The 6241-nt window shown below is 71.6% G+C and carries 4 protein-coding genes; 2 read left to right on the forward strand and 2 right to left on the reverse strand.

Annotation, left to right across the window (positions count from 1 at the left end; all coding sequences use genetic code 11):
• Nucleotides 1-1401: 1401 nt before the first annotated feature.
• Nucleotides 1402-2379 carry a hypothetical protein gene (locus ACYVOM_RS41040; RefSeq protein WP_460309051.1) on the reverse strand — a complete coding sequence of 326 codons (978 nt, stop codon included), beginning with the start codon at nt 2377-2379 and terminating at the stop codon, nt 1402-1404.
• Here ACYVOM_RS41040 and ACYVOM_RS41045 point away from each other — a divergent pair.
• The gene (locus ACYVOM_RS41045; RefSeq protein ID WP_460309052.1) at nt 2344-4485 is read left to right on the forward strand and encodes a hypothetical protein; all 2142 of its coding nucleotides are present in this window, start codon (nt 2344-2346) and stop codon (nt 4483-4485) included. The two genes, ACYVOM_RS41040 and ACYVOM_RS41045, sit on opposite strands and share 36 nt — an antisense overlap.
• Here the strand turns inward: ACYVOM_RS41045 and ACYVOM_RS41050 are convergent.
• Entirely contained in the window at nt 4376-5131 is a 756-nt protein-coding gene (locus ACYVOM_RS41050; protein ID WP_460309053.1) for an MBL fold metallo-hydrolase, read from the reverse strand. The genes ACYVOM_RS41045 and ACYVOM_RS41050 overlap by 110 nt on opposite strands.
• 597 nt (nt 5132-5728) lie before the next feature.
• On the opposite strand from ACYVOM_RS41050, the gene ACYVOM_RS41055 reads away from it, so the two are divergent.
• On the forward strand, nt 5729-6241 hold a 513-nt coding region (locus ACYVOM_RS41055), incomplete at its 3' end, for a GNAT family N-acetyltransferase (RefSeq protein WP_460309054.1).

Genomic DNA, 6241 nt, shown 5'->3' on the forward strand with positions numbered 1-6241 from the left:
CCCCCACTGAACGCCAGGGCCCCACCCCCCACAGCCGCCCCCCGCAAGAACCCACGCCGTCCCATCACCCTCATCACCACAACCTCCTGAACCAGACCCCGAGCCGACAATCCCAACCACCGCAAACCACAACGGCCCAGCGAATATCACCCCAAATATCCACCCAGTCAACCCCCACCCCACCCCCTGACCACAACCCGCCACCCACCCAGCAACCAACCCAACCCCGGAACACAAACGCCGGCACCCAAACCGCAAAGCACAACCCACAAAACACAGCCCCCAGACGCGCACCACCCGCAGGAACACACCGCATGACGCAAGGCGCGAAGCACAGAGCCCAGGCCCAGCAGCACGAGCACAGAGCCCGAACACCGAGGCTCCCGGCCCCCGACTCGAAAAGACGCGAAGCCCAGGACAAAGGCACGCGGAGCAGCCCAGGACACGCGCCAGCGCCATGCCGATAACCGTGTGATCGGCCCCTGTCCGATGACCGATACACCCACGAGCTGCACTGAGCAGCGAGGACGACCGCCCCACCGCCATCCGATCAGACTCGGACGCGAAGCGCAGAGCTCGCTGGGGGACGCAAGGCGCGAAGATGCGGCACACAAGGCGCGAGAACACGGACACCAGGCGCGGAACCCAGGTGCGAGACGCAAACGGGATGCTCAGGGGCACGGGCGCGAAGCGGGAGAAGCGGAACGCAGGGCGCGCGCAAGGCGCGGGACCCAGGGCTCGGAGCCCGGTGTGCCGGGTGCGGCTTATCCAGGTCAGATGTCACGTTGGCGCCAGCGACGGGAACGACCCAGGCGTGCAAGGCGCGGGGAGCAGGCCGGACGCAGGGCGCGCGGAGCGCAGGGGCGGGGCTCAGGGCGCGGGAGCAGGGGGCGGGAGCAGGGCGGGGGCGGGGTGCGGAACGCGAAGCCCAGGGCGCGGGACGCGGGTCGACGCGAAGCTCACTGCGCAAAGCCCGGGGCTCGGGGCGCTGAGCGAAGGACGCGCATCCGTGGAGGCATAGCGCGAAGCGCGGGGCATGGAACGCGGGATGCGGGAGACGCGAGGCGCGGGCCGTGGAGCGCGAAGCGCGGGGCGCGGAACGCGGGGCGCGGAACGCGGGGCGCGGAACGCGGGTACGAGAGGCGCGGGTACGGAGGCGGAGCGCGGGGCGTAGAACGCAGGAGACGCGAGGCTCGGGCCGTGGAGCGCGGAGCGCAGGGCGCGGGACGCGAAACGAGAGGCGGAGCGCGGGGCGTGGAACGCGGGATGCGGGTGTGGAGCGGGAGGCGGGGGCGTGCAGGGAGAAGGGGGAGGGGAGGAGGTGGGGCGGGGAGTGCGGTTGGGGGTTGGGGTGAGTGGGGGAAGGGAGAAGCCCGGCGCGGGGCGCCGGGCTTCTTGTTGTCAGTTGGATTCGGTTGAGGTGGGGGCTTCGGGGGGGTTGGTGCCGTCGGTGGCGGGGGCTTCGGGCTCCTTGCCAGCTTTGGGCGTTTCGGACTCGTCCGCTTCGGGCTCGAACTCGGCGGCTTCGCCGTCTTCGTCCTCGCGCTCGTCGTCCGCTTCCTCGTCCTCGTCGTCCTCGTCGTCGTCCTCGTCCTCGTCCTCGTCCTCGAAGTCTTCCTCTTCGAAGTCGGACTCGTCGTCGAAGTCTTCCTCGTCCTCTTCTTCCCCTTCGTCTTCGTCTTCGTCGGGCTCCGTGGTCGGGGGGGCCTGGAAGGACGGGGTGAAGGGGGAGGCTTCGGAGGTGGTGTCGGACGGGGATTCGGAGTCGCCGGTGTCGATGATGTGGAGGCCGTCGAGGGCGGCGTAGCGCTCGGCGGCGTCGGTCTCCTCGTCGCGGTCGGCGGCGGCGGAGCGCAGGAACCAGTCCTTGGCCTCGTCGGAGCGGTCGGCGGCGACGAGGGCGTCGGCGTAGGCGTAGAACAGCCGGGCCGACCACGGGCGCAGCCTGCGGTCCTTCAGCTCGGGGATCTGGAGCGCGATCACCGCGGCGTCGAGGTCGCCGAGGTCGCGGCGCGCGCCGGACTCGACGATGTGCAGCTCGATCCGCTCCTCACGCGGCAGCGAGGAGGCCTCCTTGGACCTGGCGATCTCCAGCGCCTTCTCCGGACGGCCGAGGCCGCGCTCGCAGTCGGCGAGGATCGGCAGGTAGAGGTCCTCGCGGCCGGGCAGGCGGCGGGCCGCCCTCAGCTCCGACAGCGCCTCGGACCACTCGCCCGCATGGTAGGCGGCCAGGCCGCACGCCTCGCGGACCACGCCGACCCGGCTCGCCAGGCGGCGGGCGGTCTTGGCGTGCCGGTAGGCGAGCTCCGGGTCGTCGTCGACGAGGGTGCCGGCGGCGACCAGGTGGCGCGCCACGAGCTTCGCCAGGTCCTTCGGCAAGGTCCTGAGCTCCTCGCGGGCCAGGTCGTCGAGTTCGTCGCCGGTGATCTCCTCGGGGAGGGCCGGGTCGTCGTAGGAGGTGCGGTTCGGGTCGCGGTCCTCGCGGGCGCCGTAGCCGCCGCGCGCCTGCCGCTCCTCGCGCCGCTCGCTGAACCGCTCGTCGGCGGTGCGCTCGTCGCCGGGGCGGAAGCCGCCGCGCCGTCCGTCCTTGCCGGTGAAGGGACGACGCTCGTCGCGGCTCCCGCCGCGCTCGCCGTCGCGGGGCCGGAACTCACGACGCTCACCGCGGTCGTCCTTACGGAACCCACCCTGGCCGCGGTCCTCACGGGGGCGGAACTCACGACGCTCACCGCGGTCGTCCTTGCGGAAGCCGCCACCCTGGGGACGGTCATCGCGACGGAACCCGCCACCCTGCGGACGGTCGTCACGGGGCCGGAACTCACGACGCTCACCGCGGTCGTCCTTGCGGAAGCCACCGCCCTGCGGACGGTCATCACGCCGGGATCCGCCCTGGGGACGGTCGTCCCGCCGGAACCCGCCACCCTGCGGACGGTCGTCGCGCGGACGGAACTCACGACGCTCACCGCGGTCATCTCGGGGGCGGAACTCGCGGCGCTCACCGCGGTCGTCCTTGCGGAAGCCGCCACCCTGCGGACGGTCGTCCTTGCGGAAGCCACCCTGCGGACGGTCATCGCGACGGAACCCGCCACCCTGCGGACGATCCTCACGAGGACGGAACTCACGACGCTCGCCGCGGTCGTCCTTGCGGAAACCGCCCTGCGGCCGGTCATCACGGGGGCGGAACTCGCGCCGCTCGCCGCGGTCGTCGCGGGGACGGAACTCGCGGGGGCCCCGCTCGTCCTCACGACGGAAACCGCCGCCGCCCTGGCCACGGTCATCACGCTTGAAGTCACGCCGCTCACCGCGGTCGTCCTTACGGAACCCGCCCTGGGGACGGTCGTCGCGGGGGCGGAACTCACGGCGTTCGCCGCGGTCGTCCTTGCGGAAACCACCGCCCTGGGGACGGTCGTCCCGCCGGAACCCGCCACCCTGCGGACGGTCGTCACGGGGCCGGAACTCACGACGCTCACCACGGTCATCGCGGGGACGGAACTCGCGGGGGCCCCGCTCGTCCTCACGACGGAAACCGCCGCCGCCCTGGCCACGGTCATCACGCTTGAAGTCACGCCGCTCACCGCGGTCGTCCTTACGGAACCCGCCCTGGGGACGGTCGTCACGCCGGAACCCGCCGCCCTGCGGCCGGTCATCACGGGGCCGGAACTCACGACGCTCACCGCGGTCGTCCTTGCGGAAACCACCGCCCTGCGGACGGTCATCACGCCGGAACCCGCCCTGCGGACGGTCGTCGCGGCGGAACCCGCCGCCCTGGCCCCGGGTGTCGTCGCGGCGCTCGCCGTCCCGCTGGAATCCTCCGCGGGCGCCCTGGCCCCGGTCGTCGCGGCGGAAGGAGCCTTCGCGCCGCTCCCCGTCACGGGCGCCGAACGGCCGCCCCGCAGGCGGCCTGCCGCCCTTGCCCTGCCCGGCTCCGCCCTTACCCTGCCCGGCTCCGTTCTTGCCCTGCCGCGGCGCGCCGGCCTTGCCGCCCGGCTTCGGCGCCTTGCGAGAAGCGCCCGGCTTGCGCCCGGCCTGACCGCCCTTGCGGTCGCCGTTCGCACCCTGACCCTGACGTCCCTCGCGGTTGTCGCCGCGACCATCCTCTTCCTTCACCACTACATGGTAGACGGAACGCGACACACCCCAGACGCCGAACGCCTCACCTCGAAACCCACCCGGGGGCAAACCGGAGCCAAAGAACACACCATCCAAGCGCCGCAATCATCCTTTTCCGCCGCGCTTATCCGCCTCCACGAATGCGTCTTATCCTGCCATTCGGTCCCACCCCGTCCATTTCCCAATACCTTCGCCGGGCACCGCATCCCGCCCCACCCGTCGCGGCAGCCCCGTCCCGCACGGCGCAATGCCCGCCGAACCGCCCTCAGACGACGAACGCCGCCCCCGGCGCCGCGTACTCCACCGGACCACGAAAACGGCCCTCCGCCCGCCTCACCGCATCCTCAGGCGCGACCGAACGGCCCACATGCGTGACGACCAGACGACCCGCCCCCGCCGCGTGAGCAGTCTCACCCGCCTCCTCCGAAGTGTGGTGCACCGCACGCTCCCCCACCGGCGGAGGCGACGCGCTGTCCGCCTCGCACAGCAGCACATCACACCCCGCGGCGAACTCCGTCAACGCCGCGCACGGCGCCGTATCCCCCGAATAGACCAGACTCCGACCGCCCTCCTCCACCCGCAGGGCGAACGCCGGCATCCCATGCTCGACGGCCGCGCTCACCAAGGTCAACCCGCCCACCTCCACCCGATGCCCGTCCACCAGCTCCGACACCGCGAAAGCCTCCTCGACGGGGCTCCGCTGCGGCCCGTTCGTCAAGAACCCCGCCAGCCGGTCCGCCACCCCCGGCGGCCCGAACAACGGCACCGGCGCCGCCAACCGCACATCGGCGAACAGCAACCCGTAATACGCCGTCAACAGGTCCGCGCAATGGTCGGCGTGCAGATGCGACACCCACACCGCATCCACTTCATCCAACCGTGCATACCGCAACAACTCCCCCAACGTCCCCGTCCCCGCGTCCACCCACACCCGGACACCCCCGCCCACCACCAGATAACCCGAACACGGATTCCCCGGCGCGGGGTAAGGCGTCGCACTCCCCAACACGATCAACTCCACCCCGGCATTATCCGCATCTCAGGCCCAGCCTCCGCCCTCGGGGGCCCGCGGTGAGCCTGTGATCGGTGCCTTCACACCCTGAGCTGCCCCGCCAGCCCTGTCCGCCGATCCGCCCGACGGGCCGACCGTGATCGAGCGCTTTCGCGTCCGGGCCTATCCCTCCGTCCCCAGCCAGGGGGACTGCGGGCCCAGCCCAGGGGCACCCGATCACTTGACCTGCCGCGCCTTCGAAGCTCTCCGAAACAACCCGCACCTGACCGCGCCCGGATGACGCCGTCGGCACTCCCTGGGACCCGGCGCGGCCCCGTGCCCTCCAGCGGCCCCCAGAATGCCTAGGGGTCTACAGGAGGGTGATCACGGCACGGGTGGGACTTGTGGGTCGCCGAGTGCCCGGCTCCCATGGCCGGAGGGGCCGTTCAGTGTCGGTGCATGTTCGATGTGTCTGCTCCTGCCTTCCCGCCCGCGACCCGTGCCGACCTGCCTGCGGAACTGGCCCCTGCTCGTTGATGAGGACCAGGTCGTCCTTCTCCGCGCCGGTCGTCGTGACAGGCCTCTGAGCGCGCCTTCGCCGTGATCGACGCGGACCCGCGCAACGAGATGCTGGTCCTGGTCGACGATCGCAGCACCGTGCTGCGGTGCCCGCAGGCCACGTACGTTCCGGGCCTCGGCACGGGCGGTGCCGATTTCACCTTGAGTGAGGCGGTGCGGATCCGGGCGGACCGACGCCGCGGCGGCCTCGGCCGGCTGCTGATGACACAAGCGATCAGGAGGGCACGCTTCCGAGGATGCGCACAAATGCGGCTGACAGCAATGCGCAATGGGCTGGCGCGCGCACCGCTTCTACGCCGCTCTGGACTTCAGCCCAGCCACGAAGGGTTCAAAGACGCGCTTGAGAAGCGGTCGCACGCCATCCTGCGGAGCAGAGGCATCGCAGCCAGAAGATCGCGACGCCGAGGTCTCCGTTCACGAAGGACCGCGGACGGCGGCACCGATCGGCGCCCAGCGCACCCTGCCAGTCGGCCCTCCTCCGGAAAACACTCCAGTACATCCCCGGAAATGCGAAAAGGCCCCGAACCGAAGTTCGGGGCCTTTCCCAAGTGTATTGCGGCG

It is taken from the genome of Actinocorallia aurea (assembly GCF_054783995.1).